Here is a 422-nt window from a genome sequence, read left to right on the forward strand (position 1 = left end):
GGAACTGATGGGCCAGCTGCCGCCCGGCGCGATGGCCAGCATCCAAGCCACCGCAGACGAACTCACCCCCCACCTCAACGACCAAGTGTGTGTCGCGGCCTACAACACGACCCGCCACACCGTCATCTCCGGCGACCCCGACGCCATCGCAGCCATCGTCGAGACGTTCACCGCCGAGGGGCGGAGGGTGAAGACGCTCGCGACCGAGCATGCCTTCCACTCTCCTCACACCGACACCATCCTGGACGCGTTCCGGGAAGCGGCCGAGCAGATCACCTACCACCCACCCCACACCCCGCTGCTCTCCAACCTCACCGGCCGACCCGCCGAAACCGATCAACTCACCACCCCCGCCTACTGGACCGCACACATCCGCCAACCCGTCCGGTTCGCGGACATGCTCACCACCCTCGCCAACTCCG

Annotated in this window: 1 protein-coding gene; it reads left to right on the forward strand. The window is 67.3% G+C overall.

The features are described 5' to 3' along the window. Positions 1–422 (forward strand): acyltransferase domain-containing protein (locus tag DTL70_RS00025; protein WP_114019718.1); only part of this gene is annotated, 422 nt, incomplete at both ends.

Origin of the sequence: Streptomyces diacarni, assembly GCF_003323715.1 — a bacterium.
Lineage (GTDB): Bacteria > Actinomycetota > Actinomycetes > Streptomycetales > Streptomycetaceae > Streptomyces > Streptomyces diacarni.